29 protein-coding genes and 1 pseudogene are annotated in these 25410 nt (G+C 32.6%); 23 read left to right on the top strand and 7 right to left on the bottom strand.

What is annotated here, in order from left to right; all coding sequences use genetic code 11:
• Window positions 1-245 precede the first annotated feature (245 nt).
• From mtnP to MFS40622_RS02180, 5 genes are all read left to right on the top strand, one after another.
• Window positions 246-1004 carry an S-methyl-5'-thioadenosine phosphorylase gene (mtnP, locus tag MFS40622_RS02200; protein WP_012980048.1) on the top strand — a complete coding sequence of 253 codons (759 nt, stop codon included), beginning with the start codon at window positions 246-248 and terminating at the stop codon, window positions 1002-1004.
• 13 nt (window positions 1005-1017) lie between these two features.
• Window positions 1018-1260, top strand: coding sequence for an ATP-binding protein (locus MFS40622_RS02195; RefSeq protein ID WP_048197399.1), 243 nt, complete (start codon window positions 1018-1020; stop codon window positions 1258-1260).
• 11 nt (window positions 1261-1271) lie between these two features.
• Window positions 1272-1922 (top strand): L-threonylcarbamoyladenylate synthase, encoded by a 651-nt coding sequence (locus MFS40622_RS02190; RefSeq protein ID WP_012980046.1) that lies wholly within the window; start codon window positions 1272-1274, stop codon window positions 1920-1922.
• Between the two features lie 122 nt (window positions 1923-2044).
• A complete protein-coding gene (locus MFS40622_RS02185; protein WP_012980045.1) occupies window positions 2045-2581 on the top strand; it encodes a hypothetical protein in 537 nt (178 codons plus the stop codon).
• Between the two features lie 51 nt (window positions 2582-2632).
• Window positions 2633-3193 (top strand): hypothetical protein, encoded by a 561-nt coding sequence (locus MFS40622_RS02180; protein WP_012980044.1) that lies wholly within the window; start codon window positions 2633-2635, stop codon window positions 3191-3193.
• Between the two features lie 117 nt (window positions 3194-3310).
• Here the strand turns inward: MFS40622_RS02180 and MFS40622_RS02175 are convergent, their stop codons facing one another.
• Window positions 3311-4402 (bottom strand): DUF2117 family protein, encoded by a 1092-nt coding sequence (locus MFS40622_RS02175; protein ID WP_012980043.1) that lies wholly within the window; start codon window positions 4400-4402, stop codon window positions 3311-3313.
• Between the two features lie 74 nt (window positions 4403-4476).
• Window positions 4477-5901, bottom strand: a complete 1425-nt coding sequence (locus MFS40622_RS02170; protein WP_012980042.1) for a phosphoadenosine phosphosulfate reductase family protein — start codon at window positions 5899-5901, stop codon at window positions 4477-4479.
• A 63-nt stretch (window positions 5902-5964) separates the two neighbouring features.
• Here MFS40622_RS02170 and MFS40622_RS02165 point away from each other — a divergent pair, with 63 nt between their 5' ends.
• A complete protein-coding gene (locus tag MFS40622_RS02165; protein ID WP_012980041.1) occupies window positions 5965-6276 on the top strand; it encodes an FUN14 domain-containing protein in 312 nt (103 codons plus the stop codon).
• A gap of 47 nt (window positions 6277-6323) precedes the next feature.
• On the opposite strand, the gene MFS40622_RS02160 is transcribed toward MFS40622_RS02165, so the two are convergent.
• Window positions 6324-6671: a DUF555 domain-containing protein gene (locus tag MFS40622_RS02160; protein WP_010869560.1), complete on the bottom strand. Its 348-nt coding sequence runs from the start codon at window positions 6669-6671 to the stop codon at window positions 6324-6326.
• A 156-nt stretch (window positions 6672-6827) separates the two neighbouring features.
• Here MFS40622_RS02160 and argB point away from each other — a divergent pair, with 156 nt between their 5' ends.
• The 4 genes from argB to MFS40622_RS02140 all read left to right on the top strand — a co-directional run bounded on the left by argB (window position 6828) and on the right by MFS40622_RS02140 (window position 8810).
• Window positions 6828-7718 carry an acetylglutamate kinase gene (gene argB / locus MFS40622_RS02155; protein ID WP_012980040.1) on the top strand — a complete coding sequence of 297 codons (891 nt, stop codon included), beginning with the start codon at window positions 6828-6830 and terminating at the stop codon, window positions 7716-7718.
• A gap of 49 nt (window positions 7719-7767) precedes the next feature.
• Window positions 7768-8016 (top strand): antitoxin, encoded by a 249-nt coding sequence (locus MFS40622_RS02150; RefSeq protein WP_012980039.1) that lies wholly within the window; start codon window positions 7768-7770, stop codon window positions 8014-8016.
• On the top strand, window positions 8013-8285 hold the full coding sequence (locus MFS40622_RS02145) for a type II toxin-antitoxin system RelE/ParE family toxin (RefSeq protein ID WP_012980038.1): 273 nt from the start codon (window positions 8013-8015) through the stop codon (window positions 8283-8285). The genes MFS40622_RS02150 and MFS40622_RS02145 overlap by 4 nt, the downstream gene beginning before the upstream one ends.
• Before the next feature lie 75 nt (window positions 8286-8360).
• Window positions 8361-8810, top strand: coding sequence for an HAD family hydrolase (locus tag MFS40622_RS02140; protein WP_012980037.1), 450 nt, complete (start codon window positions 8361-8363; stop codon window positions 8808-8810).
• Here MFS40622_RS02140 and MFS40622_RS02135 read toward each other — a convergent pair.
• Entirely contained in the window at window positions 8807-9955 is a 1149-nt protein-coding gene (locus tag MFS40622_RS02135; protein WP_012980036.1) for a hypothetical protein, read from the bottom strand. The genes MFS40622_RS02140 and MFS40622_RS02135 overlap by 4 nt on opposite strands.
• Before the next feature lie 80 nt (window positions 9956-10035).
• On the opposite strand from MFS40622_RS02135, the gene MFS40622_RS02130 reads away from it, so the two are divergent.
• Window positions 10036-10377, top strand: a complete 342-nt coding sequence (locus MFS40622_RS02130) for a hypothetical protein (RefSeq protein WP_012980035.1) — start codon at window positions 10036-10038, stop codon at window positions 10375-10377.
• Here MFS40622_RS02130 and MFS40622_RS02125 read toward each other — a convergent pair.
• From MFS40622_RS02125 to MFS40622_RS02115, 3 genes are read right to left on the bottom strand one after another with little or no spacing between them, the layout of a single operon-like run.
• Window positions 10346-10981: a HEAT repeat domain-containing protein gene (locus MFS40622_RS02125; protein WP_012980034.1), complete on the bottom strand. Its 636-nt coding sequence runs from the start codon at window positions 10979-10981 to the stop codon at window positions 10346-10348. The two genes, MFS40622_RS02130 and MFS40622_RS02125, sit on opposite strands and share 32 nt — an antisense overlap.
• Window positions 10971-12101: an AAA family ATPase gene (locus MFS40622_RS02120; RefSeq protein WP_012980033.1), complete on the bottom strand. Its 1131-nt coding sequence runs from the start codon at window positions 12099-12101 to the stop codon at window positions 10971-10973. The genes MFS40622_RS02125 and MFS40622_RS02120 overlap by 11 nt, the downstream gene beginning before the upstream one ends.
• A gap of 4 nt (window positions 12102-12105) precedes the next feature.
• The gene (locus MFS40622_RS02115) at window positions 12106-12489 is read right to left on the bottom strand and encodes a CopG family ribbon-helix-helix protein (RefSeq protein WP_012980032.1); all 384 of its coding nucleotides are present in this window, start codon (window positions 12487-12489) and stop codon (window positions 12106-12108) included.
• 496 nt (window positions 12490-12985) lie between these two features.
• On the opposite strand from MFS40622_RS02115, the gene mcrB reads away from it, so the two are divergent.
• The 12 genes and pseudogenes from mcrB to MFS40622_RS02060 all read left to right on the top strand — a co-directional run bounded on the left by mcrB (window position 12986) and on the right by MFS40622_RS02060 (window position 25410).
• A complete protein-coding gene (gene mcrB / locus MFS40622_RS02110; protein WP_012980031.1) occupies window positions 12986-14329 on the top strand; it encodes a coenzyme-B sulfoethylthiotransferase subunit beta in 1344 nt (447 codons plus the stop codon).
• Window positions 14330-14339: 10 nt separating this feature from the next.
• Window positions 14340-15140, top strand: a complete 801-nt coding sequence (gene mcrG, locus MFS40622_RS02105) for a coenzyme-B sulfoethylthiotransferase subunit gamma (protein WP_012980030.1) — start codon at window positions 14340-14342, stop codon at window positions 15138-15140.
• Window positions 15140-16798 carry a coenzyme-B sulfoethylthiotransferase subunit alpha gene (gene mcrA, locus MFS40622_RS02100; RefSeq protein WP_012980029.1) on the top strand — a complete coding sequence of 553 codons (1659 nt, stop codon included), beginning with the start codon at window positions 15140-15142 and terminating at the stop codon, window positions 16796-16798. Before mcrG ends, mcrA begins: the two co-directional genes overlap by 1 nt.
• 75 nt (window positions 16799-16873) lie before the next feature.
• Window positions 16874-18094: a TIGR00300 family protein gene (locus MFS40622_RS02095; protein ID WP_012980028.1), complete on the top strand. Its 1221-nt coding sequence runs from the start codon at window positions 16874-16876 to the stop codon at window positions 18092-18094.
• Between the two features lie 35 nt (window positions 18095-18129).
• Complete coding sequence (locus tag MFS40622_RS02090) at window positions 18130-18879, top strand: P-loop NTPase (protein WP_012980027.1); 750 nt, start codon at window positions 18130-18132, stop codon at window positions 18877-18879.
• Between the two features lie 130 nt (window positions 18880-19009).
• Window positions 19010-19981, top strand: a complete 972-nt coding sequence (locus MFS40622_RS02085) for an iron ABC transporter substrate-binding protein (protein ID WP_083771402.1) — start codon at window positions 19010-19012, stop codon at window positions 19979-19981.
• A 114-nt stretch (window positions 19982-20095) separates the two neighbouring features.
• Window positions 20096-21340 carry an RNA-guided endonuclease TnpB family protein gene (locus MFS40622_RS02080; protein WP_012980026.1) on the top strand — a complete coding sequence of 415 codons (1245 nt, stop codon included), beginning with the start codon at window positions 20096-20098 and terminating at the stop codon, window positions 21338-21340.
• Between the two features lie 42 nt (window positions 21341-21382).
• A pseudogene (locus tag MFS40622_RS09670) lies at window positions 21383-21535 on the top strand (ABC transporter substrate-binding protein); the annotation flags it as partial.
• A 125-nt stretch (window positions 21536-21660) separates the two neighbouring features.
• Window positions 21661-22710, top strand: a complete 1050-nt coding sequence (locus MFS40622_RS02075; RefSeq protein WP_012980025.1) for an iron ABC transporter permease — start codon at window positions 21661-21663, stop codon at window positions 22708-22710.
• Window positions 22711-22767: 57 nt separating this feature from the next.
• Window positions 22768-23301, top strand: a complete 534-nt coding sequence (locus MFS40622_RS02070) for a hypothetical protein (protein WP_232217820.1) — start codon at window positions 22768-22770, stop codon at window positions 23299-23301.
• Window positions 23302-23310: 9 nt separating this feature from the next.
• Entirely contained in the window at window positions 23311-24066 is a 756-nt protein-coding gene (locus MFS40622_RS02065; RefSeq protein WP_012980023.1) for an ABC transporter ATP-binding protein, read from the top strand.
• A gap of 129 nt (window positions 24067-24195) precedes the next feature.
• The gene (locus MFS40622_RS02060) at window positions 24196-25410 is read left to right on the top strand and encodes a U32 family peptidase (protein WP_012980022.1); all 1215 of its coding nucleotides are present in this window, start codon (window positions 24196-24198) and stop codon (window positions 25408-25410) included.

Below are 25410 nucleotides of genomic sequence, written 5' to 3'. Positions count from 1 at the left end.
TTAGAGAGATAGATACAAAGGAGTTTTATTTTTTATTGTTGACTAATGAGGTTTTTTATTTTAAATTTAGTGTTTTCAAACTTATTAAACTTAATTAAGAATCATCAGTACAATAAAATTTTTTAAGGAAAGTAGCATCCAAATGCTTATTAATAATAAACTGTTAAAGTTCTACCAATGAAATTATCAAAAATTGTAAGAATTAAAAAACCAAAACCTCTACATTAATTAATTTTGGTGATAACATGATTGGCATAATAGGAGGGACTGGAATAGCCGAAATATTAAAAGGAGATAAAGAAGAGATTGTTGATACAAAATATGGAAAGGCAAAGGTTATAATTGATAAGGAAAATGAGGTAGTTTTATTATTTAGGCATGGAGTTAAGCATAATATTCCACCACATAAAATAAACTATAGAGCCAATATCTATGCATTAAAAAAGTTAGGTGTTGAGAGAATTTTGGCTATAAATTCAGTTGGTTCATTAAAGGAACATTTAAAGCCTGGAATGTTTTTCATTCCAAATGATTTCATAGAATTTACAAAGAAGAGGGAAGAAACATTTTATGATGAAGGGAAGGTTGTTCATATTGACATGACAGAGCCTTACTGTCCAGAGTTGAGGGAGATTCTAAAATCCATATTGGACAAAAACAACTTTGCCTATGGAGAGGGGGTTTATGTCTGCACTGAAGGGCCGAGGTTTGAAACAAAAAGGGAAATAGCCATATACAAAAACTGGGGGGATGTTGTAGGAATGACAGGCTATCCAGAGGTTGTTTTGGCAAGGGAATTGGAAATGTGTTATGTATCTTTATGCAACATAACAAACTACGCCTGTGGAATATCAAAACATATCTTAACTGTTGATGAAGTCCTTGAAAAGATAAAAGAGATGGAAGATAAAATTTTAAAGGTTGTTGAAAACTTTATAAACTATGACTTTGGAGAGAGGAAGTGTATTTGTAAAGATGCTTTAAAACATGCCGTTATCGGCTAATTTTGGTGATAACATGCTGTCTAAAATTTTAAGCATATTTAAAGGCAAAAAAGATATTAGAGAAAAATCAAACAAAATCATTGAAATTGACTATAACAAATGCAAAAATTGCCTATCTTGCTATAGAACTTGCAAAAATAATGTTTTTGCTATAGAAAATAATAGAGTAGTTGTTAAAAATGAAGAGAACTGTACGAAGTGTGGAGAGTGTTTAAAGGCTTGTAGATATGGGGCTATAATACTTTACGACAGTTAAAGGGATGTCCAATGGAATTAAAAGACAAGATAATAAAAATCTATGAACTTGATGAAAATGAGAGAAAAAAGGTTTTGGATTTTTTAAAAGAAGAGATATTAAATGGGAAAATCATTATCTGTGGGACTGATACATTATACGGTATTTCAGCAAACGCTTTAGATGAGAAAGCTGTAAAAAAAGTTTATGAAATAAAAAGAAGAGATTTTAGCAAGCCTTTATCAATATGTGTTAAAGATAAGAGTGAGATTGAAAAATATGCCTATGTAAATGACTTAGCTAAAAAAATTATTGATAAATTTTTACCAGGAGCTTTAACAATAATTTTAAAGAAAAAGCCGGTTATTCCGGATATTGTAGCTAAAGATTATGTTGGCATAAGGATCCCAGACGAGCCAATTATTAGGGAGCTTTCTATAGTGCCATTAACAACCACATCAGCAAATATTTCCGGAAAAGAAAGCCCCACATCTGTGAATGAGATAGATGAAGAAATATTAAAAAACGTTGATTACGTAGTTGATATAGGCAAATGTAAGTATTCAAAGCCTTCTACAATTATTAAAATAGAGGATGATAAAATAATACCAATTAGAGAGGGAGTTATTCCCTTCTCAAAAATCAGAAAGGTTGCTAATATTATGGGACTTTCGCAGGAATAAAATTTTATTGTATATTAATCTTTGTACCCTAAATTCCAAATTTAATATATAAACTGCGAAAATCCTATATATAAACATCATATAGAATTATTTAATGGAAAAATAAATTTTAGGTGTTCCAAATGGAGAATAAAAATGATGAACTTCTTATAAAATTGGATAACTCTATAAAATCACTACTAAGGAGTGCCAGAGAATTCAAAAAAGAGAATGAAAATATCTCCAATATATTATTACAATTAGCGGAAATGTTAGATAACATCGATAAAACATTAGAAATTATTGAAAAAAACTTTCAATTAATTATAAAAAACCGGGAAAGTGGCAAATTTTCCAATAATGAAATTATTAAAAAATTTGTTAAACCTTTAGAAAATCTAATCAAGGTTATTGAAAATATTGAAAACACATCTAACAACTTAAAAAATGAAATTGAGAATTGTGCATCATCAATCCCTACATTAAAAGAAATAACAGACAAACTTAAGATTATAAATATAGCGTCATCAACTCAGGCTATAGAGGAATTTAAAATAGCATACGACATGTTAGAGAATAATAGAAAAAAATTAGACGAGTTAATTGATAAAACCAAAATATTAAAGGATAAATTAGAAAATCTCCTTCTACAAATTGATGATTTTTTAAATAAACATTGAAAAAGTTTATGTAATAGGGAATTTGGGGAGGGGGCGTTTTAGGTGATAGAGATGAACGACAAACAGACAGACTGGCTGAATAAATTAATAGAAGAATTAGATAAAAGCTCTTCAAGTGTTTTAGAAACAGAAGTTGTGTTGGATGAGATTATAACAAAACTCAATAACTTAATTTCTGAAATTAACAACTATATTACTGAAATACATTATGGGTTAAGAATAACAAATGAGAGAATAAACTTATCTGTTTCAGAATTAGACGAATTAGAGAAAAAATTGAAGGAATATTTAGATTTTGCAGAAAATATGAAAAAATCTGTTGAAAATACACACAACGCAATAATAGCTGTTAAAAATGAAATGAGAGACATAAAACATTCATTGGAGGAGTCTTCACTCAAGATAAGTAATAGATATAATCTTATGGAAGACACTTTAAGACATCATAGCAAAAAGATTGAAAATTTAAGTAACAGCATTAAGTCTTTATCAAAAAATCAGGAATCTATAATCAACTCTATAAATTCAATCAAGATGTTACTCTATGTTATGATGGCATTAACCATTGTGAATTTAATAATCTCACTAAAAACTTCAGGAATTTTAGGATAAATAGTGTTTTTCAAAGAGTTATTAAAATTAATAAGGAATATTTGAACGCCTTCTTAAAAGAAGTCGTTCATCAGTGCCTTAAGATATTCTAAAGTATTTTGAAAAAACACCAATAGCTCAATAAACAAATTCTTCATAACAAATGTTGTTATCATTAAATATTTTCTTAATTTCATCTAAAATCTCTTGATAGCCGTATTTTTTATTAAGATTTAAATTTTTCTTTAAGATTTCTCCAGCATCATCATCGCGCATATTTTTAATTAAAAAAACTACTGAACCCTTCAATATAACTGGATTTTTTAATATATCGTCCCTATCTCCATCCGTAATGCCTATAACCCTTATTCCAAACCTTGCCAATATATCTCCACAGATAGTTGTTGTATCATCCCCAATTGTTATAACTGCTACAACTTCCTTATTTTTAATCATTTCAATAACATCCTCTCCAGCATGATTTACAATAACGGTATAGCCTTTATCAATCTCCCTACTTTCAATTTTTGGATTTGTTGGATGCCTTCTTAAAACTCCAGTTTTTATTACAGCTTTTTTTAAATCAACATTTTTTAATTTTTTAACTCCTCCTTCTTTCAACTCTCCACCAATAATATCAATCAATTTTCCATTTTCAGCAACTAAGATAACCTCTCTGCTTTTAGCTCTTCCTACAACAATACCATTAACCAAAATTGCCTCACCAACATCAACACCATGAACCTTTCTAAAAACTCTTCCATTCTCTTCCCAAACCTCTAAGCCATTGCTAACACACCTCTCAATCTTTAAGTTTAATTCTTTTGATAGATAGTTTGCTATATCTTTAACAACTTCTGAATTATCATCATTCCAAATGATTATAGTGCCATCCTCCTCTCCAGGTCTCTCAATCTGAATTATTGGCTTGTTTAAATTAGCTCTCTCAACAACAATCTTTCCAAACGTATGCCCAGTAATCTTTGACTTTCCATAGTTCATTAGAATTAAAACATCATTATCAGCCAATTTTTTTAATGATTGGGAGGGCATTAACTTTTCAGATATATCTATAATATCTTGCAGATTGTTGTCTATAACTGCTACTCTTCCCATAGTACCTCCTAATTTAGCTTTAACCTCTCCAAATCTTTTTAATAAGTTTATAATCTTCAATGCATAACCACTATCTATAATCTCCGGACCATGAATAACAACACCAATCTTCATACTCTCCCTTTTAAACTTTCCTTCTTTGTAGGGAAATATTTTATGGTTATTTCCTTATATGGAGGGAAAGATGTTTAAACCTTATACTTCCATCTCCACAATCCTTTCTTTATCCATTCCTCTCCTAAATTGTGTTTTTTTGCATATTCCCTCAAAATATTCTCCCATTTTTCCCATAATTCTGGAAATTCTTTCTTTATCTTATAAATCTCTCCCATCTCCATTGCTGGGCACATAAAACATCCAATCCTATCAAATCCTTTCTCATACAGTTTGTTATATGGAGCTTTCTCTCTCAATAAATATATCCAAACATGAAGAGAGCTCCAGTGAAATATAGGGAGGGCATTTATCTGCTTTCTAATGTAAGTGTTTCTATGAATTCTTTTTTTAGTTGCTCTGCTAAAACTTTCATACTTTCTAATCCCTACAAAGGATAAGACATCATTCTCATAACGTTCCTCTATAAATTTTTTCAATGGCTCTAACTTGCAGACTTCAGAACACCATCTATAATCTCTCGCTGGAATGCCATACTCTTTAACCTTCTCCCAGAAATCCTCTCCTTTCAGCCTTATTATCTTAATGCCATAGTGTTTCTCAACCTCTTCAACGTTTTTTAATGTCTCTTCAAATTCTAATCCAGTATCTATGAATACGACATCTATATCCTTGCCTAAGGCTTTTAATGTTAAAATTAGAGTGGCTAAGCTGTCCTTCCCTCCAGAGAATGCAACCATGACTGGCTTTTTTAACTTTTCATAGGTATTTTTTATGAATCCAATGGCATTTCTCTCAAATGCATCTATAACTCCTTTATTAGCCTTAACCATTAACTCAAATGCCTCTTCTAAGCTATCATAAACTTTTCCAGCTTTATAATCATCTTTATCGTCCTTAATAAAGAATCTAACCTTAACGACTTTTCCTTTCTCCATATTTTTTATATCTTTGGAGCTTACAACAGCCAAACCAACCCCTACAACTCTTCCACTCTCATCAACGATTATAACATCATCTCTCTCCTCAATATCATCTGTAAATTCTATAATTCCAGGTCTTAAGATAGAACCTTTTTTATTTTTTAAAACCTCTACAACATCATCCTTTATTTTAATTATTTTTTTATAAGCTCCTTTTTCTATCAAATCCCTTGCCCCATTTAACTTTAGCTTAATTTTCCATCTCTCTCTATCTTCATCAAAATATAACAAATATTTAACCTCTCCATCAACTATAACTTCATAAGCCTCCTCATTGCCCGGAATTTTATTTAGCAATATAATTTTCCCATTTAAAACATTTTTAGCTCCAAACTCTTCCTCTAAGATGTCGTTCATAAAATCTATGTCATACTTAAACCCTAATCTTGGGTCTCCAGGTGGAGTTAGCTTTACATCAACAGCTTTTGAACCACAAACTTCACAAACTCTTCCCAATAATGGGATATTACAATTTTTGCACCACTTTAGATGTATCTTTCCTATATATGTCTTCATATTTATCACTTAGAAACTTTTATATACTAAAGACTAAAGAAATTTAAGCTAAGATAAGGTAGGGTGATTATTTTGGATTTCTCACAGTTTCTTCCAGATATTGGTAGTGGATTTGTTATTGGATTTGTCGTTGGATGGGCTGCAAAAAAGGCAATAAAGATAGTGGCATTCTTAATAGGGATTTATATATTATCCCTCCTATACTTGGCTAAAATAGGGGTAATTACAATAAATAAAGAGGCATTTTCAGCATTGCTTGGAAATCTTGAAAATTCCTTATTAGTTTTTGGAGATAAGATTGTTGGACTCGTCCATTCGTTATCTTTTGGAACTTCCTTTCTTATCGGTTTTGGATTGGGATTTAAAAAAGGATAAAATAATAAAACAAATTTTTAGTATTTTTTGATTTATTATAATTTAATTTACTTTTCTAACTCTACAACATCAACTGGCTCTAATGGGATATTTTTTAAAACCTTTCCAATTGTTGCTTTAGCTATTCTTATAGCATGCTCTGGGCTTTCAGCATTGAATACCTTCATAGACAGCAAAACACCAACCAAAGCTGTTCTTGCTACAACCAATACGCAATCCACTAACTCTCCACATTTTGGACAGATAGTTAGCCCAATGTCTATATCTACATAGTTTAATCCTTCTTTATTCAACATCTTCCCTATTTGGGATATAGTGACGCTTATAGCATCTTCTACATCATCTACATTTCTCACAATATATGCTGCCTGTAAAGTCACATGATAATTCGGCATCTTATCTCACCAATCACCAAAAATCTCGTTTTATCTAAAATCTTAATTTTTATTAATTACCTTACTTACGACTTCTATTATTTAAAGTTATTGTTTGATAAATTTTAAATAATTCTTTTATCCACTCTTAAACTTAAAAAGTTTATAGGGATGAGTATGATAGAGATGATTGAGAAGGCAGAGATTTTAATGGAGGCTCTTCCATTTATACAGAAATTTTATGGGAAGATTTTTGTTATAAAGTATGGTGGGCATGCGATGATTGACGAGAAGGCAAAGAATTGGACTGCCCAAGATGTTGTTTTATTAAAATATGTTGGTATAAACCCAGTTGTTGTCCATGGTGGAGGGCCAGAGATTAATAAAGCAATGGAAAAGATGGGCAAAAAGCCAGAATTTGTCCATGGGTTAAGAGTTACTGATGAAGAAACCTTAGATATTGTTGAAATGGTTTTAGCTGGAAAAATTAATGGGGATATCGTCTCTAAGTTATCAAAGTTTGGAGGAAAGGCGGTTGGATTATCTGGAAAATCTGGAAGAATAATCTTAGCCAAGAAAAAATTAAAAAAGATAAAAACTGAAAAAGGAGAGGAAATAGAAGTTGATTTAGGTAGAGTTGGAGAGACAGTGGAGGTTAATACTGAATTATTGGAGATTTTGATAAATAACGGCTATATCCCAGTTGTTTCACCAATTGGTTTGGATGAGAAGGGAGAGGCTTATAACTTAAATGCCGATACCGTTGCTGGAGACATAGCTGGAGCTTTAAAGGCAGAGAAGCTTATTTTAATAACAGATGTTGATGGAATTATGGATGATATAAACAATCCAGAAACATTGCATAGAAAATTAACTGCCTCTGAATTAAAGGAGATGATAGAGGACGGCAGAATAAAAGGAGGAATGATTCCAAAGGCAGAGAGTGCTTTATATGCATTGGAGCATGGAGTTAAAAGCGTTCATATAATAAATGGGAAGATTCCTCATGCTTTACTGTTGGAGATATTTACAGAGGAGGGCATTGGGACGATGATAACAAGGGATTAAAGATAAATTTTTATATTATTACTAAAAAAGATATTTTTGGTGAAGTGTTATGCTTAACATAAATAAAGAAATAGCACAATTGGAAACTGAACTAAATGAACTAAAAAAACTAAGAGACGACCTTTCTGAAAGGATTGAAAGATTGGAGATAAAGTTACTAAAATTGAAGGCATTAACTATTCCAGAAGAGGAGTTTGAGGAAGATTATGAGGAAATTATAGAAGATGTTAAAAAATCTTTAGATAAAAAAGAGACTGTGTCAGCAGAAGAGGCTTTGAAAGAATTGGGATTGTTATGAAATTTAACGTTGAAATACACAAGAGAGTATTAAAAGATTTAAAAGATTTACCAAAATCAAATTTAGAAAAATTTAAGGAATTAATAGAAACACTAAAAACAAATCCAATTCCTAAAGAAAAATTTGATATTAAAAGATTAAAAGGTAGTGATGACGTCTATAGAGTTAGAATTGGAAAATTTAGGGTTCAGTATGTCGTTTTATGGGATGATAAGACAGTAGTTATCAGAAAGGTAAGTAGAAGAGAAGGAGCTTATAAAAACCCTTAAGCTATTAAAAATTCTATTAGCTACATTTTTATATCTCTTTTTTTAATCCAAATAAAAACAAGCTGGGCTGATACTATGATTATTCTCTTAGATTTAAATGGAACAATAGCAGCTGATGGGAAGATAAAAGAGGGAGTTAAAGAGAGATTAGCTATTTTAAAGGAAAAGGCAGAGATTTATATCTTATCTGCAGATACCTTTGGAACTTTAAACGATATTGCCAAAAACTTAAACGTTAAAGGTATGAAGGTAGATAGAGAAAAATATGGCAGTGAGAAGATAGCCAAGTTAAAAATTTTAGAAGAGTTAAAAAAACTAAACCCAGATAAAAAAATTATTGCTATAGGGAATGGAAATAATGATGAGCTATTATTAAAAAATGCTGATTTAGGCATCTGCGTTATTGGAGATGAAGGAGCCTGGAGCAAAACAATATTAAGCTCTGATATAGTTGTTAAGGATATAAACGATGCCTTAGATTTATTGTTAAATGAAAATAGGTTAAAAGCTACGAGTAGGGACTAAATTAATATATCAAAAATCTTTTCTGCTGTTTTAGATGTCAGCTCATAAATTGTCACTGCCATATCAGATATTTGTTTTAAGCTAAGTGTTGGTTTTGTATTTATGCAGATAGAGTAAATCTTTATTTTTCTTCTCTGTTTTTCCTCTTTAATCTTCTCTAAAAATTCAATTGGAATTTCACACTCCCCATCTGTTATAAAAACAATATCTCCATTAAACTTTAATGCCTCTCTCAAAGGTTTTTCAAAGTTTGTTCCTCCACCATAAAATATAGAGGCAAATTCCAAAATCTCATCAAAAGATACCTTTTTCTCATAAACTCTTATATCTCTAACTCCATCATCAAATAATATTGCTATGTATCTCTTATTTCTTTTTAAAGAGATATCCATTAGGCAGAGAGCTATTGCCTTAGCCCAAACCTCTTTATTCCCTCTCATTGAACCACTTAAATCTAAACAAACAACAAAATCTCCACAGTTCTCATCATTTTCCAATATCTTATAGTTTAAAAGCTTATTTTCATTGTATCTCCTCAATAAATCAACAAAAAGTATCTCTTCAGCAAAGTTTTTGTACTCTGATGATAGCAAATTCACCAGATTATTTCCTAAGTTTATCGAATATTTCTCTCCAGAGAAGTGTTTAATCTTTGTTCTATACTTCTTTATAGCCATTCTTTTAAACTTTCCTAAAACTTTCATAAATTCTTTAAGTTTACTGTTTTTTAATAGCTTTTCAGTCAGCTCTAACTTTCTCTTTGGGTCTGTGTAGCTTTTATATCCCTCACCAGAACCATAAGAACCAAAAGATGATGTTATATTTTCCATGTAGCTTTCAAGCTCATCCAACAATTCACTTATATCTTCTTCTCTGCTCTTTTCCTTTAACTCCTTAAGCTTCTCACAAAAAAATTCAGTGGCTATTAATGAATAGTTTTCATCTAAGGTAGTTATTGATTTTATGTTTTTAAATCTCCTGTCTCTAATAATCTTTTTAATTAAATCGTTTTCTTCCAAAATCTCAATTTCATATTTAAAGAAGAGGTAAAATACCATCTCTGTCTCTCTTTCACTTAAATAGAAGGCAATTTTATCCTTACATCTCTCCCAAACCATCTTATCATACTTATCATACTTAATCATTCTTTCACCATAATACTGAATTCAAAATAAATCATAAAATATATATACTATTTTGTATAAAAGTATTACACGGTGAGAGTATGGAAGTTAGTCTCTTAAGTATATCTATAAAGCCCCCAATAAAAATACCTAAGAATAAGACGGTAGAGTTAAATGTTGATTGGAACATAGAGTATAAAAAATTAGATACAAAAAAATTCAACTTCGTATGCAATATCAAAGCCTATGGTGAATTTTCCTTTGAAGCAAACATTGAAGGAGAGATAAATACTGAAAAAGATTATAATAACATCCCAGAGTTTATATCAGTAAGTATAGTAGAGAATTTAATGAAATCCATCCCTAAGTTGGTTAGCTATGCCCAACAATTTAGAATTGAAGAAAATGCCTTTATAAATCAGCCTTTATCTCTCGCATCATAATTAAGCCCCTATCTCCAAAATCTCTTAAAATTAATGGGATGAATTCATAAACTAATTTTTTATCGTATTTATAAAGCTCTTTTATTACACAAAGGGAATATTCATTGAAGTTTTCAAAGAGTTTTAATAAAATTGCCTCTTTATTGTCTGATTTCATAATTAACTTAACCAACACTTTGGCATAAACCTCATTATCCAATCTCCTTATAAGTTTTGGATAGGCATAGATTGTTAGTTTTGAAGGAATATTTGCTAAAGCTTCAGCACTTGCAAATCTAATGCACTCAAACTCACTGTCTAAGAGTTTTATCAAATAGGGAATATAAATATAAACTAAATTTGGATATTTAACACCAACCTTTTCTATAATTTTTATGCAATAGTATATAATGGCTTTATTCTTTGAGTCAGATGTATAGTGTGTAGATATTATATCCTCAAACCCTCTTTCCTTTGTTGATGTCAATAACTCAAAAACATCATCCAATATATTTAACTTAGTTATCTCATCAACTTCCATTTGATATAACTCCTTCAAAACTTTTAATTTCTCCCTATTTCCGTAATTTAACTTTAATTTCTTTCTATACTCTTCACAATTCATTTAAAATCCCTTCAACATAATTATTAAATTCATCTGTCTCTTTAATTACCTCATCAATAAAGTCAGTTTTTCTTTTGTTTATTAATGCCTCATTCCTAATCTTCTTTAGCTCCAATCTTATATATGCCATCTTACAGAGAATTTCAATTAACTTGTTATAATCTTTCTTACACTCTCCAATTTTCTTAATGTCTATGTATTTAAGTTCATTTTTGAGATTTTTAATGATTTCTACCTTATCTAAAACCTGTTCAGCATATTTGTTGGTTATATCGAATATTACCTTCGAAACAATCAATATATCATCTACATCATCCCAGAATATATGCCTCAATATCTCTAAATCTTCAATCTCAGCCTCTTTTCTGCCATTCAGATAGGCAAAGCACTTAATTGCTTTAACTGACTTTTTAAATCTCCTATCTGATATATAGATGTGATTTTGAGATAACCTCTTTTTTATATCAACCAGATATCCAATAATATTCTCTATATCAACTTCATTAGCTTCTTCTTGCATTTTTTTAAGTTCCTTTACAGTTATTGTTGTTTTTGGTTTATACTCATCCTCCAATTTGATTAATTTTATCAAATTCTCACAACTTCTTATTCCTTTAACGACTTTTCTGAATAGGAATCTGTCATAGAATGCTAATAACTCATTTTCTTCTGGTAGTTCGTTTGAAGCACCAAATAGGCTGATTAAAGGCACTTTTTCAATCCTATCCCCATTATGATAAATCCTTTCATTGATTATTGATAATAAGGCATTTAATATTGAACTATTTGCCTTAAAAACCTCATCTAAGAAGGCAATTTCAGCTGTTGGCAAGTATCCAGAGGTTTTCCTAACAAACCTATCATTATCCTTTAACTCTTTAATGCTTAAAGGGCCGAATAACTCATCCTCTGTAGTAAATCTTGTAATAAGCTTTTCGAAGTAATTAGCGTTTATATGGGATGCTATAGCCCTAATTAATTGTGATTTGGCAACTCCCGGATTGCCCAAAAATACAGTATGCTCATTAGCTAAGATTGATGTTAAAGCAATATCAATCTCCTCCCTCCTCTCTAAGAAATAAGAATTCAACTCCTCCCTTATTTTTTCGAGTTTGTGCATGATTTCACTCAATGCTGATTGTAGTTAGTTGAGCCAATTCAACATTACTGATACCCTTTAATTTATTCGTAAATTCTATTATTCTATCCCTCTGTCCTTTAATTGCAATCATTCTAATAATTTTCCTTTCAAATGGAATTTCAAGTGATGTTATTACAATATCTCTATATTGGCTTTCCAACTCGACAATATCATTAACCGCCTTTGAGTTATATATGACAGTTATCTCACCAACCTTTGACTCGATTCTACTCAGCCAATCATACTTTTTTACATAATATTCTAAAGCTCTTCTTATAAATTCTGAACGGGATATCCTTTCCTTATCTATAATTTCATCAACTTCCTTTAATAGATTTTTCTCGATGGTTAATGAAATCCGTTCCATGATATCACTCGTAATATTTATTTTTGAAATAGTATTAATAAAAATGTTTTATAAAAACATTGCTATTAAAAATTAATTGAAATATTTAAATATTGTTGTTATGAATATTCCAATTTAAGATAAAACTTTATATTAAAAATTAAACCGAAAATATTATATATGATGAATTTTGTTATATGGAGTATGCCATAGGAATCACTCCCACAATAGAACTTACGCAGATATATAATTTTATTGCATTGATGATGCCTAAAGGCATCAAATTTTCCTTATATAGGCTCAATTGCGTAAGTTCTATTGCATATTGGGCTCACCTCTGTGAGGAATTTAAAATTTTTTTAAAGATTTTAAAGATTTTTTTTTAATTTTATTATTCTAATATTATTATTCTCATATTTTTTGGTAATTTTTAAGAGAAAATAGAAAATTTTATATACCTATTACTATCATTTTCTATAGTTGTAGTAATACATTAACAAAAAGGTTGGTGTTGGTAATGTTACATTATGAAGATAAGATAGATTTGTATGACGAAAGAGGAAAGTTGTTGGAGGAAAATGTACCTTTAGAAGCGATAAGCCCGCTAAAAAACCCAACAATTGAGAGAATAGTTAATGACATTAAGAGGAGTGTTGCTATAAACTTAGCTGGGATAGAAAACGCTTTAAGGACTGGAGCAGTTGGAGGAAAGGCATGTTTCTGTCCAGGGAGAGAACTGGATTTGCCAATAGTTGAAAACGCTGAAATCATTGCCGAAAAGATTAAAAAAATGGTTCAAATTGAAGAAGATGATGACACAGTTGTTAAGTTAATCAACGGAGGTAAGCAATTGCTTTTACAACTGCCATCAAAGAGGTTGAGAGTTGCTGCTGATTATACAGTATCAGCATTAATTGGAGGAGGAGCAACTGTTCAAGCAATCGTCGATACCTTTGAGGTTGATATGTTCGATGCTCCCGTAGTAAAAACGGCAGTTATGGGAAGATATCCACAAACAGTTGATTTCCATGGAGCTAATATCGCTACTTTGTTAGGGCCACCAGTTTTGTTAGAAGGGTTAGGTTATGGTTTAAGAAATATTATGGCAAACCACATTGTAGCAGTTACAAGGAAAAAGACATTGAATGCTGTTGCTTTAGCATCAATATTAGAGCAGACAGCGATGTTTGAAACTGGAGATGCGTTAGGAGCATTTGAGAGATTGCACTTGTTAGGATTAGCATTCCAGGGGTTAAACGCCAACAATCTAACATTTGAACTTGTTAAAAAGAATGGAAAGGATGGAACAGTTGGAACTGTAGTTGCTTCAGTTGTTGAAAGAGCTTTAGAGGATGGAGTCATAAGACCAGTGAAAACATTACCTTCCGGCTTTACAGTTTATGAACCAGTTGATTGGGCTTTATGGAATGCCTATGCCGCATCTGGTTTAGTTGCTGCAGTTATTGTTAATGTTGGGGCAGCAAGGGCAGCTCAAGGGGTTGCTTCAACTGTCCTCTACTACAACGATATCTTGGAGTATGAAACTGGTTTGCCAAGTGTTGATTTCGGAAGGGCAGAGGGAACAGCAGTTGGTTTCTCATTCTTCAGTCACTCAATCTACGGAGGAGGAGGGCCAGGAACATTCCATGGAAACCACGTTGTTACAAGACACTCAAAAGGATTTGCTATCCCATGTGCTGCAGCTGCGATGTGTTTAGATGCTGGAACTCAAATGTTTTCAGTTGAGAGGACTTCAGCACTGGTTGGAACTGTCTATAGTGCTATCGACCACCTAAGAGAGCCGTTAAAGTATGTTGCTGAAGGTGCTGTAGAGGTTAAAGAGAAAGAAAAAGTTATCTAACGGTGATTGCATGGCATACAAACCACAATTTTATCCTGGAAATACCTTAATTGCTGAGAATAGAAGAAAGCACATGAACCCTAATGTTGAGTTAAAAAAGTTGAGGGATATCCCAGATGATGAGATAGTTAAGATATTGGGGCATAGAAACCCAGGAGAGAGCTATAAAACAGTCCACCCACCATTGGAAGAGATGGACTTTGAGGAAGACCCAATTAAAGATATTGTTGAGCCAATTCAAGGAGCTAAGGAGGGAGTTAGAGTTAGATACATCCAGTTTGCTGATTCAATGTATAATGCCCCAGCTCAGCCTTATGACAGAGCAAGAACATACATGTGGAGATTTAGAGGAATTGACACTGGAACACTATCTGGAAGGCAAGTTATTGAGATGAGAGAACTTGACTTAGAAAAAATCTCCAAAAACTTCTTAATTGATACAGAGTTCTTTGACCCGGCAACTTGTGGTATTAGAGGGGCAACTGTTCACGGGCATTCATTAAGATTGGATGAAAACGGTTTAATGTTCGATGGTTTGCAGAGATACATCTACGATGAAAAAACAGGGCATGTTTTGTATGTTAAAGACCAGGTTGGAAGGCCATTAGACGAGCCAGTAGATGTTGGAGAGCCATTACCACATGATTATTTGGCAAAAATAACAACAATTTACAGAAAAGATAACATTGGAATGAGGGAGGATGAGGAAGCTTTAGAGGTTGTGCAAATAATTCATGAGGCAAGGACAAAAGGAGGATTTGGTTTAGAAGTGTTTAAAAAAGATTTGAAAAAGAGATTAGGTGAAGAATAATGGAAGTTGAAAAAAAGCTCTTCCTAAAGGCATTAAAGGAGAAGTTTGAAGAAGACCCAAAAGAAAAATACACTAAGTTCTACATCTTTGGTGGATGGAGACAGTCTGCAAGAAAGAGGGAGTTTGTTGAATTTGCTCAAAAATTAATTGAGAAAAGAGGAGGAATACCATTCTACAATCCAGATATTGGGGTTCCATTAGGGCAGAGGAAGTTAATGACCTATAAGATATCAGGAACAGATGTGTTTGTTGAAGGGGATGACTTACACTTCTGTAACAATGCAGCAATACAGCAATTGGTTGATGATATTAAGAGGACTGTTATAGTAGGAATGGATACAGCTCATGCTGTTTTAGAGAAGAGATTAGGGGTAGAGGTTACTCCAGAGACAATCAACGAATACATGGAAACAATTAACCATGCTCTCCCAGGAGGAGCAGTTGTCCAAGAGCACATGGTTGAAGTCCATCCAGGTTTAGTTTGGGACTGTTATGCTAAGATATTCACTGGAAACGATGAGTTAGCTGATGAAATTGATAAGAGATTCTTAATAGACATAAACAAGGAATTCCCAGAAGAGCAGGCAGAGCAAATTAAGAAATATATTGGAAATAGAACTTATCAGGTAAGTAGAGTTCCAACAATTGTTGTTAGATGCTGTGATGGAGGAACTGTTTCAAGATGGAGTGCAATGCAGATTGGAATGAGTTTCATCACCGCTTACAAATTATGTGCTGGAGAGGCTGCTATAGCAGATTTCTCCTACGCTGCAAAGCACGCTGATGTCATACAGATGGGTATGATACTACCGGCAAGAAGAGCAAGAGGGCCAAATGAGCCAGGAGGAGTTCCATTTGGAATATTCGCTGACATTATACAAACATCAAGAGTTAGTGATGACCCAGCTCAGGTAACATTGGAGGTTATAGGGGCTGCAGCAACATTCTACGATCAAGTTTGGTTAGGTAGTTACATGTCTGGAGGGGTTGGGTTCACTCAATACGCATCAGCAACTTACACAGATGACATCTTAGATGACTTCGTCTACTATGGATTGGACTATGTTGAGAAGAAATATGGCTTATGTGGAGTTAAACCAAGTATGGATGTTGTTAAGGATATAGCAACTGAAGTAACTCTCTATGGTTTAGAGCAGTATGATGAATACCCAGCTTTATTAGAAGACCACTTTGGTGGATCACAAAGAGCAGGGGTTACAGCTGCTGCAGCTGGATGTTCTGTAGCATTTGCAACAGGAAACTCAAACGCTGGAATTAATGGGTGGTATCTAAGCCAGATCTTACATAAAGAGTATCACAGCAGGTTAGGATTCTATGGTTATGACTTGCAAGACCAGTGTGGAGCAGCTAACTCACTATCAATCAGAAGTGATGAAGGATTGCTGCATGAGTGCAGAGGGCCTAACTATCCAAACTATGCAATGAACGTTGGGCATCAGCCAGAGTATGCTGGAATAGCTCAAGCTCCTCATGCAGCAAGGGGAGATGCGTTCTGCCTAAACCCAATAATTAAGGTTGCGTTTGCTGATGACAACTTAATATTTGACTTCAAATGGCCGAGAAAATGCATAGCTAAAGGAGCATTAAGAGAGTTTGAGCCAGCTGGAGAAAGAGATTTAATCATTCCAGCAGCATAATCTCATTTTTAGTTTTTTTGTTTTTGTGCTATTTTTATTTTAAATTATTTTTAAGATTTTAATTGGAGGGATAGCATGAATTTTGAAGTTGTTGAATTGGAGGGACATATAATAGATTCAAACATTTTATCAAAAGTTTTAGATAAAATAATATCAATGGGGGGAGATTTTGAGATAGAGAAGCTTGAAGTTGGTAAAACAAATGAAGATAAGAGTTATGCAAGAATCTTGGTTAAAGGTAAAGACGGAGAGCATTTAGATAACATTTTGAGAGAGATTCAACAATTAGGAGCTGTTGTATCTACTGATGATGTTGAAACAAAAAAAGCTCCAAGAGATAAAGTTTTGCCAGACGATTTCTATGGAACAACAAACCTTCCAACCTATGTAAAGATAGATGGTGTTTGGAAAGAGGTTGAGGATATAGAGATGGACTGTGTTATAGTTATTGAAAATAGAAATGGAGAGAAAGTTCCAGTATGTAAGAGAATGGGTTTGATTAAGGAAGGGGATGAGGTTGTTGTTGGTTATAAAGGGATTAGAGTAGTGCCATTAGAGAGGAGTAGAGAAAAAGATATCTTTGGATTTATGCAGAGTGAGGTATCTCCGGAGAAGCCATTAGATTACTACTCAAAAATGATAGCAGAGGAAATTAAGAGAATAAAGAAAAATAATGGTAAAATTGTTTGGGTTGTTGGAACAGCTATAGCACATACAAGGGCTCATAAAATATTAGAAAAATTTGTTAGAGATGGTTATGTAGATGCCCTCTTCTGCGGAAATGGATTTGCAACAATGGATATTGAGTATGCGTTATTTGGCACAACATTAGGTATGGACGATACTTGCAACATTGTTAAAGGAGGATATAAAAGCCACCTTGTAGCAATAAATGAGATGTGGAAAGCTGGAGGGATAAAAGAGGCTGTTAAAAAAGGAATTTTAAAGAAAGGGGTTTTATATGAATGTGTAAAAAACAATGTTCCTTATGTTATTGGAGGTTCTTTAAGGGATGATGGACCTTTACCAGATACAATAACTGATGTTATGGTTGCCCAAGATGAGATGAGGAAACATGCTAAAAATGCAGATATGTGCATAATTTTAGCTACTATGCTACATGGTATAGCAACTGGGAACATTCTGCCAGCAAGAGTTAAAACTGTATGTATAGACATGAACCCCTATGTTGTAACAAGACTACAGGATAGAGGAACTCATCAAGCTGTTGGAATCGTCTCAGACCCGTGTGCGTTCTTGCATCTATTAGAGAAAGATTTATATGGAAAGGAATAACTATTTTTTTATAAAATTTTTAAGGAGGATTTGTTATGAAAATCTCTATCTGTGGGAAGGGAGGTTGTGGAAAAAGCTCAGTAACAACGTTACTTGCTAAAGAGTTTGCTAAAAAGGGATATAACGTTTTAGTTATCGATGGAGATGAGTCAAACTTAAGTTTGCATAAGTTGTTAGGCATGGATTTACCAAAGGACTTTATAGAGTATCTTGGTGGAAGAAAGGAGTTTATGAAGAAGTTGAGAGAAAAAATGGAGGGCAAAGAAGTTGAATTATTTGAGGGAGAGATATCTATAGCTTCTTTACCAAAAGAGTATTTGGTAGAGAAAGACAACATCAAACTCTTAGCAATCGGAAAAATCCATGATTTTGGAGAAGGTTGTGCATGCCCAATGGGTGCTTTGCTAAGAGAATTTTTGAAATCTTTAAAGCTAAATGATAAAGAGGTTGTTATTGTCGATACAGAGGCCGGGATAGAGCATTTTGGTAGGGGTGTTGAAGGGGGTTGTGATGTCATCATAGCAATTGTAGACCCAACTTATGAATCAATAAGATTGTCTAAGAAGATTGAGGAGATTGGAGAGAAATTGGGCAAGAAAGTTTATTTCATAGTTAATAAGGTAGATGATGAGACAAAGGACTTAATCCTTGAAAATATCAATAAGGATAAAGTTATTGCAGTTATCCCAAACAATAAGGAGATTATGAGATGTGGGTTAAAAGGAGAGGAGTTAAGTGTTGAAATTCCTGAAATTAAACATATTGTAGAAATTCTAGCTAAATAATTTTTTCTAATTTTACATTATTTTATGAACCTCATTCTATTTTTAATATTATTTTTGATAAACTACCGAAAGATTTATATTTAATATTAAAAACTTTTGTTCATATCATATAGCCTAAGATGGTGAGAATATGTTAAAAAAGCTAATAGGTTTATTAACAATTCTAATTGTCGCTGTGGGGCTGTGTGGATGTATGGAACATAATACAGGAGAGAAGCAAACTCCAACTACTGAGACTTCTAAAACTATAAAAGTCGTTGATTTATACGGTAGAGAAGTTGAAGTGCCTAAGGAAGTTAATAGAATCGTATGTTGCGGTCCAGGATGTTTAAGGTTAATAGTTTATCTAAACGCAACAGATAAGGTTGTTGGAGTTGAAGATGCTGAAAAGAAATGGACTCCATGGGGAAGACCTTATAGAATTGCACATCCAGAGCTTGCTAACTTGCCAACAATAGGACAAGGAGGGCCATGCCCAAAACCAAACCCAGAAGCTATAATTCAAGTTAAGCCGGATGTAATATTTGTTACATACATGCCAAAGGATGAAGTTGATGCCTTACAACAAAAGACTGGCATTCCAGTTGTTGTTTTAAGCTATGGGCAGTTGGCAACATTCAACAACGAAGATTTATTTAAATCATTAGAACTTGCTGGAAAAATACTGGGTAAAGAGGATAGAGCTGAAGAGGTTATCAAATTTATAAAAGACTGCCAGAGAGATTTAAATAATAGAACAAAGGACATTCCAGATGATAAAAAGCCAACTGTCTATGTTGGAGGTATTGGATTTAAGGGAATACATGGAATTGAGAGCACTCAGTGTAAATACCCACCATTTATGGCTGTTAATGCAAAGAACATTGCAGATGAGTTAGGAAAAGTAGGATATGTTCAGATTGATAGGGAGAAGTTATTAGAATGGAATCCAGATGTTATATTTATTGATGAATTTAGTTTAAAACTAATAAAAGATGATTACAGCAAAAATCCAAACTTCTATAACTCATTAAAGGCATTCAAAACTGGAAACGTTTATGGTTTATTGCCATATAACTTTTACATGACAAATGTAGGGACTGCTTTGGCAGACGCCGTTTGAAACTGTTTAATTATTCATAGACAAACATGGACATTTATAAACAAAAGTATTTAAAAGAAACTTTTAAATAATTTGGTGATAAATAATTTATTAAAAAACAAATAAACGATTATCATGCCGAATAAAACTAAATCAAAAAACAGCCAAGAATTGTCTTATCAAATCGTTCTATCTTACAAAGTTAGACATAATCATCTACTTAAAACTTTTTTAATCGAATGTAGAAACAAATTAAATACAGCCATTGACATAATTTGGAATAACATCGAATATTCTAAAGAGAGAAAGCCAAAAATTCCAAAATCTAACAAATTCAAAAGAGATTTGAGAAATAAGCTATTAAAAGATTGGAATTATGCTTCTCATTACATCGATGGAGTTATAAAAACTGCGTACTCTATTTTAGAAAGTTGGGCTTCGAATTATAAAAAAGGTTATAGAACTAAAACAAAACCGATAGTTAAAAGATTGTTCGTTAGAGTTAAAACTACTCTAATAAAATACGATAAAGAAAAAGGGGAAGTGAGAATAACGATAAAACCAAGAAAGGAATATTTAATCTTAAACATTAAAGATGAATGGTTTTTCGATAAGGTTAAGGACTTAACAATTGGAGAAATCATTTTAAAGGAAAATGAAGCATTTTTAACGTTTAAAGATAACTTAAATTATTCAGACAAAGAAATAATTGTTGGAGTAGATAGTAACTTAAAATCTCTCGACTTATACCACCCGATAAAAGGTTGGATTAGAATAGATTTGTCTGAACTACACCGACTTAAAGAGGTTTATGATAGAAAAATCGACTTTCTTAAAAAACTGCTCAAAAAATGTCCTTTAAGGTCTTTAAGAAAGATAAAAAGATTATTCGAAAGGAGGAGAAATAGAGTTAATGACTTTTTACACAAGCTTACTATCCAATTATCTCAATTGTTTCCTAATGCTATCTTTGTCTTTGAGGATTTGGATAAGAGGAGGATGTATAAGCATAAGACCTTTAATCGAAAGTTGGATAGGGTTAATTGGAATGGTATAATTGAAAAACTCAGTTATAAGACGATTGTTATTTTGGTTAATCCCGCCTATACTTCGACAACCTGTCCTGTATGCGGGAGTAGAATGGAGTCCCAAGAAGGGCAGGTTATGTATTGCTATAATTGTTTAAGCTCTTTTAATCGTCAGTTAGTAGGTTGTTTTAATATTTTTAGAAGAGGTTTAGGAAAGATTAAGGAGTTGATGGGTGGCTCTGGGGTTACCACGACAGGGGCGGAGGTTTCCTTTGGGAAACTGATGACGCCCAATCCCAACGTGGTCTATAAGGTAGATTATAATGGAAAGTATCTAATGAGAATTACCTAAACGTCTATAATTGTCTATATTTGACCACGTTGGGAGAACCCCTATTATATTGGAAAAGTTTTATATCCAGAGAGATTTAAGGATATAAATCCAGAAGAAAAGGCAGATGAAATTTATACCTTCTTAGTAGGAAAACCAGTTTATAAAGAGATGGCAAAGAAATTTGGTGGATTTAAAAAGTTGGAGTTTGAATAATTTTTATCTACTTTTTTATGTAAGATTATCTTATTTTTAGGATTATTTCTGATGGATGGGTAATATTTATATCTGATATTAACAATCTTTTAGCTGGTGGTAATAAAAATTTAAAATGTGATACTATGGATATTCCTCAAAAGTATAAAGCATATACAAAGAAAAAGATAGCTTTTGGATTTATACTACTTATAACCTTATTTTTAAGTGCAATCTATGCCCTATGTGTTGGAGATTATAAGCTAACTGTCAATGAGGTTATAAATGCTCTACTCGGTTATGGGAGCAGTAATATAAACTTAGTTATTTGGAATATAAGATTGCCAAGGATATTTGCCGCAATAATTGCTGGAATCTCTTTAGCTGTAGCTGGGGCAGTTATGCAGTGCATCTTAAGAAACCCATTAGCAAGCCCATTTACAATGGGAATCTCTCATGGAGCAATGTTTGGTGCATGTTTTGCCATAATCATGTTTGGTTTTGGAGGAGCAGAAAGCACTGGAAGGATATTTATCAACAACCCTTATGTGATAACAATCTTTGCATTCTTAGGGGCTTTGATTGGGGTTGTTGTAATCTTACTACTTGCCAAGTTGAGAGGTTTAACACCAGAGGCGATGATTTTAGCTGGAGTGGCAATGAGTTCATTATTTACAGCTGGAACTATGCTTATTCAATACTTTGCAGATGACTTGCAGTTAGCGGCAATGGTCTATTGGACTTTTGGAGATTTAGGCAGACCTATATGGACAGAGATTTATATTATGACTGCAGTTATGATTCCCTCTTTGATATACTTTATCTACAAAAGATGGGATTACAATGCCTTAGAGGCTGGAGAGGAGACAGCTAAATCATTAGGAGTTAATACAGAAAAAACACGACTGATTGGCATGCTTGTAGCTTCATTATTAACAAGTGTAAATGTTGCATTCTTGGGAATAATTGGATTTGTTGGATTGATTTGCCCACATATTGTTAGAATTTGCATTGGGGGAGATTATAGGTTTTTAATCCCAATTTCTGCATTATTTGGGGCAGTTTTATTGTTAATAGCAGATACATTTGCAAGAACGATAATTGCTCCAATTGTCTTGCCAGTTGGGATATTAACATCCTTCTTAGGGGCTCCGATGTTTCTATACTTGCTGTTGAAGATGTATAAAAGAGTATAAAATAGAGTTATAAAAATTTTTTATTATGAAGGTAGTTTGCCAAATATTTGGGGTGAAATGTTGGAAAACACTGCAAAAATAACCTTTATATTTGAATCAGAAAAAAGGTTGAGTTGGGAAGAGTATGTAAATTATTTAATATTTGCTCACTACTTTAAATTGATCTATATTTTGTTGAGGAACAACAAAGAACTCTTAGAGAAAATTTTAGAGGTTTCTTTGGATAATAAAGATGACTATTACAAATTAGGAAAATATCTCCACCATGACATAATGGGATATATCCGCAGACATGGTTATCTCTCATTTCTACCTTTTACTCCACTTCCATTTTATAAAGAACTGTGCCAAAAATTTATGGTTAAAATTCCAGAAAAGCCAATAATTGACTATAAATGCCTAGAAAAAATTGAAAATAATAAGATAGTTTTTGAGTTTGAGGGAGAAGCAGAGTGTTTAAAATGTCTAATGTATTTAAAAGACCTATCAGCAGAAATTAAACTACATGAAGATATTAAAGTTGTAAAACCAGAAAAAATGGCTATAAAGATATTGGCAGTTTTGTTGTATATCTTGCATAACTTAGCTTAAGGTGATTTAATGATTCTCTCTGTCGATGGAGTTGAATTTGCTTATAGAAGCAGAAAGGTATTAAATAACATAAAATTTGAGGTTAAAAGGGGAGAGGTTGTCTCTATCTTAGGAGTTAATGGAGCTGGGAAATCAACACTCTTAAAATGCATAAATAAAATTTTAAAGCCAAAGAGAGGAACAATATTAATTGATAATTTTGACATAAGACAGTTGGATAACCTTGAATTAGCAAAAAAGGTTGGTTATGTTCCACAGAGAGCTGAAGGAAATTATATGACTGTCTTTGATGCTGTTTTATTAGGAAGAAAGCCACACATAAAATGGGAAGTATCTGATAAAGATATAGAGATAACTCATAAAGTTTTAAAACTTTTAAACTTGGAGGACTATGCTTTAAGATATACAAATGAACTAAGTGGGGGAGAACTGCAAAAGGTTATAATAGCAAGGGCATTGGTGCAAGAACCTCAAATACTGCTTTTAGATGAACCAACAAATAATTTAGATTTAAAGAATCAGTTGGAGGTTATGAGAATTATTAGAGATATATCAAAATCTCAAAATATTGCTTCAATTGTAGTTATGCATGATTTAAACTTGGCTTTAAGATACTCTGATAAGTTTATAATGCTAAAAGATGGAGTTATCTATGCTGAGGGAGGAAAAGAGATTATAAGTCCAGAGAATATTAAAGCTGTTTATGGAGTTGATGCCTATGTTGAAAATGTTAGGGGAATTCCAGTTGTTATTCCAATAAGGTAATCTTTTTTATATAGAAATTATATATTATCCATTGGGACTATTTTGGTGTTATTCTTAACGAAGGTTTTATTCAAGTGCAATTTAAAATTTATTTAAATTTACAAAAATAAAAATTTTTAAGTGATGCTTATGGTTGAGTTGTTATCTCCAGCAAATGATTTAACATGCCTAAAAACAGCTATTGATTATGGAGCAGATGCTGTTTATTGCGGATTAAAAGAGCTAAACATGAGAGCTAATGCAAAAAACTTTACAAGAGAGGAGTTGATAGAGGGTATTAAATATGCCCACGACAACAACAGAAAGGTTTATCTCTGCACAAACACAGTTATATATGAGAATGATTTAAAGAAAGTTGAGGAAATCTTAGACTTTGCAAATTCTGCTGAGGTTGATGCTGTAATAGTTAGCGACTTAGGGACTATGCAGTTGGCTAATGAGTTGGGATTGAGAGTTCATGCAAGCGTCCAATGCAACATAACAAACTCCTTAACAGCTAAGTTCTATTCAAAGTTTGCTAAAAGGGTTATACTATCAAGAGAGCTAACTTTAAATCAAATAAGGGAGATTAGAGAGAATTTAAAAAAAGATGGAGTTAATTTAGAGTTAGAGGGTTTTGTTCATGGTGCTTTATGTGTAGCTATAAGTGGAAGATGCTTTTTAAGCTCCTATCTATTTGGAAGGCATGCAAACTGTGGGGACTGCCTACAACCATGTAGAAGGAAGTGGAAGTTGATTAATGAGCATCATGACGGTACTTATGAAGTAGTTTGTGAAGGAAAATATCTACTATCACCAAAAGATTTATGTATGATAGAGCATATTCCAGCATTAATGGAGGTTTTTGATTCATTTAAAATTGAGGGAAGAGCAAAGAATGCAGACTATGTAATGAGAACCACAAAAGTTTATAGGGAGGCAATAGATAGTGTTTTAGACGGCACTTATTATGATAAGCTTGAATACTTCAAAAAAGAGCTTCAGAAGGTTTATAATAGAGGCTATGATACTGGGTTTTACTTTAGAGATATAAATAAAAATCATGATTTCCAATATGAGATAGAAGGAAATGCCTCAAAGTATAGGAAAATTGAAATTGGGAGAGTTGTTAATTTTTACAAAAAGGTTAGTGTGGCAGAGATTGAGCTATGGGGAGATTTAAAAATTGGAGACACAATATTAATAATGGGAAAAACTACTGGCTGTGTTGAAGAGGTTGTTAAATCAATGCAGATAAACCATAAAGATGTAAATATTGCCAAAAAAGGAGATAGAGTTGGGGTTAAGCTAAATCACTTAGTTAGAGAGGGAGATAGGGTTTATCTATTAAAAGAAATAGAGTAG

This window comes from Methanocaldococcus sp. FS406-22 (assembly GCF_000025525.1).
GTDB lineage: Archaea > AGJL01 > Methanococci > Methanococcales > Methanocaldococcaceae > Methanocaldococcus.
The sequence above is the reverse complement of the archived record's forward strand: the minus strand, read 5'-3'. Positions and strand labels throughout refer to the sequence as shown.